Origin of the sequence: Proteus sp. G2675, assembly GCF_963886535.1 — a bacterium.
GTDB classification, from domain to species: domain Bacteria; phylum Pseudomonadota; class Gammaproteobacteria; order Enterobacterales; family Enterobacteriaceae; genus Proteus; species Proteus mirabilis.
The window spans coordinates 1-3,238 of record NZ_CAWPCB010000021.1 but is presented as its reverse complement, the minus strand read 5'-3'; the positions used below and the strand labels follow the sequence as shown (position 1 = coordinate 3,238).

Below are 3,238 nucleotides of genomic sequence, written 5' to 3'. Positions count from 1 at the left end.
TATTTCATGGTGTTATTGATGCCAATGAGAATTGGGATCGAGTGGAATGCCATCCGCATTACAACCAATGACTTTGCCACTCTTTTCGATACGTTGTTTGGTTGAGTTATGATGCAGTTCGCATAAGCTTTGGAAGTTCTTTGTGTCCCAGAATAAGGCTTGAGCTTTTGCGATACGTTCTTTATCACCTGATTCAAGTGCTTCTTTAAGACGATGCGGAGTAATGTGGTCAACTACTGTGGCAGCAGTAATGCGCCCTTGCTCTTGGCACATGACACAAAGTGGATGTTCATTAAGAAACGCTAATCGCACTTTAGCCCAGCGACCACCATAGACATTGCGTTTTTTCATGGTTTTTTATTCCATTACGAATTTTCCCCAATAAAAAAACCACCAGCGGTTAACTGATGGCTATCTGTATACATCACTCAATGAATGACGTTTGTAGATGATGTCTCTCCATCGTCACGCCCCTCCTTCTACCTACAGCTGACGTTGCTGATAATGACCGATAAATAACAAAACGGTGGTATTCGTTGTTTTTGATTCTCACTATGTGCTCTCTGTCGAGAATAAAACAGGTCATAGCTAACATAGGAGACAGCGACAACGCTACGCCTTCTTCTATTGGCACGAAATAAAAATAGCAGTATGATTAATGAGTATTTATTTTTTGCTTAAATTCAGCCACCCTGTGAAATCAAACTCACAGGTTTATTTTTATATTGTGCTGTTTATTTAAGTGGGAGATAAATAAGAATAATCAATCTGGTATATATACCTACTTAAGCTATACTAAGTAGCTATCGCTATACTTTAATTGATATCTTGCTAGTATTGCCCAGTTTCCCATACTGGGCTTTTTTTATTCTTTTGGAATGCTTTTATCCAGTTCTTCACGGAATTTAACTGGATTATCTGAACCTTCTACTGCCATGATATTTCTCCATTAAAAAGCCCCGCTATTACGAGGCGATTGTTTTCTATCGAACTACTTCTACGGTATGTCCGTTTGCGTCAGTTATATAAGCTGATTCACCCTTGTAAATGAATTCAAACATCTGTCCGTTAAATTCTTTCATATTCGGGTGAGTGATTGACTCACATTCTGTAACGATGATTGCAATGCAGTCTTTCTGCACATCAACGTGATCAATGCTCTTTTCGCTAACAATTAGCTCTTCTTCCTGTATCGCTTTTGTACACTCAGCATCTTCGTAAACCGCTGGAGTCTCAATAGCGTAATCAGGGTTTGACCAATTTTTAAACTTATCAAGTAACTCAATGAATCGAGGGCTACCTAGTTTAATTATTGATAGACTACTTTCGCTTCTGAGGCTTACATCACCGTTAACAATAGTTTTTAAAGTAAACATATTTTCTTCCTGTTTCTGTTGGTATAAAAAAAGCCCCTAATTACTTAGAGGCTCGTTGTTGTTCAATTTCCCGTATTGCTTTCTTGTTGGCTAAATTTTGAGTTTATCAATCTCTTCATGATCTGGCCGACGATAATTCAGGATGTAACCTGGCATCTTCATAAACCTATTATTTTTGTCTTTTGCACTCACTACTACTGAATGGCAAACAGATGACGTGTCGAATGTTTCATCATATTCATACAATAAAGCCGCCATTTTATCTTGCCATTCAGTAGGCATTTCATGCATGAGAACTCTTGGCATGACTAGAAATGATGCATAAGACAATCCAAACCAATTCCACAATTCACTGCTATTTTTTGACTGTGTTGCCTTACTCATTTTAAACACTCCGTTCTAATGTAATCCTGCAAATACAAAGTTTGCTGTTCGTTCTCGACTATCATTTCTCTGAGACGTAGATAATCTTGTTCAACTGCTTTGTTAAGTCGTACGGTGGCTTCATTGATTCCGCTTTCGGTGGAATTCTTTGTGACTGCTGGACACTCGGCTTTGACATACACCCGCTTGTCGCCAGAGTTAACAGCATCACGAAGAGTGTTGATTTCATTCTTTGCATTAACAAGCTCCTGTGTGTGTCTTGTATCAAGTTGATTTAGTCGCTCTATGCGCACTTGATAGTCAATATTAATAGCCTTCTGCTCTTCAAGTGTTGCAGTAAGTTCTTTGTTGTTTTCTGTCAGCGTGTTAATTCTTTTAACTTGTGCATTAATCAGCACGCCACCACCAGCAACAATACCCACTATCACAATGACAATGTAAAGTTTCCAGTGCTTCATAATTAGTACCGATGATGTGATAGAGCTACCTGACAGCGTTTTTCTAAACTGGCTTTATCATTAACACATGAATTATCAATTGAGAGATAAATGCCACTAGCGACCGAGATGAGTAATGTAAGAATAAAACCGACGATAATGATTAAAGATTTCCATGACATAGTGCTGACTCCGCATCTCTACGACTAACTAACCCTCGCCAAACCTTTCCACCCGCATATACCCAACGTTTCATTTCTTCACAAGCACCCGCTCTATCACCCGCATTTAGTTTCTTAAGTAATGTTGAGCGAGCAAATGCGGTCGTTCCCACATTAAAAGCAAAGGAATATAAAGCGGCTTTGGTGTAGTCATCGAGTGGTACTTTGATTAATGCATCGACTTGCTGTTGTGTCTTAATAAAATCGTTTTGTAATAACGCATCACATTCTTGTTGTGTATATGTTTTACCGTGAATAATGTCTTTGCCTGTATGCCCATAACAAACTGTTAGAACACCCGCCACATCACGATAAGGTTCATAACGTACACCTTCAAAATGGGCTATTACTACTAACGCAATTGCTGTTGCTCCTGCTGTTGTTATCGCCGCTATTTTCTGTTTGAGAGACATTAAATATCCTTTGGCGCTTTCACCATTAATTCAGCAAGCCTTTTTAGGGTTTCAGTTGGGTTTTGTGGGTCAACATGACGAACAAGCTCTTCAAATAATTGAGTGCGTTTTCGCTGTTCTCTTCGAGTCATAAAATAAGTGGCTAAACCTAGAACCATGCTGAACGCCATCCCGATAACAAATCCCCATTCATATAATGAGAGGCTAGCAAAAAAGGCCGTTAAGCCTGCGGTTCCGTAAGTTACATTGGTTAATTTTTCCATACGCATAGTCACCCCCAAAGGAGTGTCCGTTGATGATGAGTGTGAGAGAGTTAAAAGTGAAACGATAAAAATTAGGCGGGCATTGATACTTTAAGTGCCTTTAATAAACCTTCAGGCAACTGTTCTTCCAGTGACGCATTAGAA

7 protein-coding genes are annotated in these 3,238 nt (G+C 39.2%); all 7 read right to left on the bottom strand.

All coding sequences use genetic code 11. The features are described 5' to 3' along the window. Positions 1 to 12 precede the first annotated feature (12 nt). On the bottom strand, positions 13 to 351 hold the full coding sequence (locus tag AACQ49_RS05060; protein WP_088495858.1) for an HNH endonuclease: 339 nt from the start codon (positions 349 to 351) through the stop codon (positions 13 to 15). A gap of 632 nt (positions 352 to 983) precedes the next feature. Continuing rightward, on the bottom strand, positions 984 to 1,376 hold the full coding sequence (locus tag AACQ49_RS05055) for a hypothetical protein (RefSeq protein WP_109847204.1): 393 nt from the start codon (positions 1,374 to 1,376) through the stop codon (positions 984 to 986). 90 nt (positions 1,377 to 1,466) lie between these two features. Next, positions 1,467 to 1,760 (bottom strand): hypothetical protein, encoded by a 294-nt coding sequence (locus tag AACQ49_RS05050; protein ID WP_170110776.1) that lies wholly within the window; start codon positions 1,758 to 1,760, stop codon positions 1,467 to 1,469. Then, complete coding sequence (locus tag AACQ49_RS05045) at positions 1,757 to 2,218, bottom strand: lysis protein (protein WP_161729508.1); 462 nt, start codon at positions 2,216 to 2,218, stop codon at positions 1,757 to 1,759. Before AACQ49_RS05045 ends, AACQ49_RS05050 begins: the two co-directional genes overlap by 4 nt. Before the next feature lie 2 nt (positions 2,219 to 2,220). Beyond that, entirely contained in the window at positions 2,221 to 2,379 is a 159-nt protein-coding gene (locus AACQ49_RS05040; RefSeq protein WP_202609083.1) for a hypothetical protein, read from the bottom strand. Continuing rightward, positions 2,361 to 2,831 (bottom strand): lysozyme, encoded by a 471-nt coding sequence (locus AACQ49_RS05035; RefSeq protein WP_161729509.1) that lies wholly within the window; start codon positions 2,829 to 2,831, stop codon positions 2,361 to 2,363. Before AACQ49_RS05035 ends, AACQ49_RS05040 begins: the two co-directional genes overlap by 19 nt. Further along, positions 2,831 to 3,100: a bacteriophage protein gene (locus tag AACQ49_RS05030; RefSeq protein WP_046334538.1), complete on the bottom strand. Its 270-nt coding sequence runs from the start codon at positions 3,098 to 3,100 to the stop codon at positions 2,831 to 2,833. Before AACQ49_RS05030 ends, AACQ49_RS05035 begins: the two co-directional genes overlap by 1 nt. Positions 3,101 to 3,238 lie beyond the last annotated feature (138 nt).

Excerpts from the sequence above, each read along its gene's own strand:
- AACQ49_RS05045 (WP_161729508.1), bottom strand. The coding sequence starts at position 2,218 with ATGAAGCACTGGAAACTTTACATTGTCATTGTGATAGTGGGTATTGTT.
- AACQ49_RS05035 (WP_161729509.1), bottom strand. The coding sequence starts at position 2,831 with ATGTCTCTCAAACAGAAAATAGCGGCGATAACAACAGCAGGAGCAACA.
- AACQ49_RS05050 (WP_170110776.1), bottom strand. The coding sequence starts at position 1,760 with ATGAGTAAGGCAACACAGTCAAAAAATAGCAGTGAATTGTGGAATTGG.
- AACQ49_RS05060 (WP_088495858.1), bottom strand. The coding sequence starts at position 351 with ATGAAAAAACGCAATGTCTATGGTGGTCGCTGGGCTAAAGTGCGATTA.
- AACQ49_RS05030 (WP_046334538.1), bottom strand. The coding sequence starts at position 3,100 with ATGCGTATGGAAAAATTAACCAATGTAACTTACGGAACCGCAGGCTTA.
- AACQ49_RS05055 (WP_109847204.1), bottom strand. The coding sequence starts at position 1,376 with ATGTTTACTTTAAAAACTATTGTTAACGGTGATGTAAGCCTCAGAAGC.
- AACQ49_RS05040 (WP_202609083.1), bottom strand. The coding sequence starts at position 2,379 with ATGTCATGGAAATCTTTAATCATTATCGTCGGTTTTATTCTTACATTA.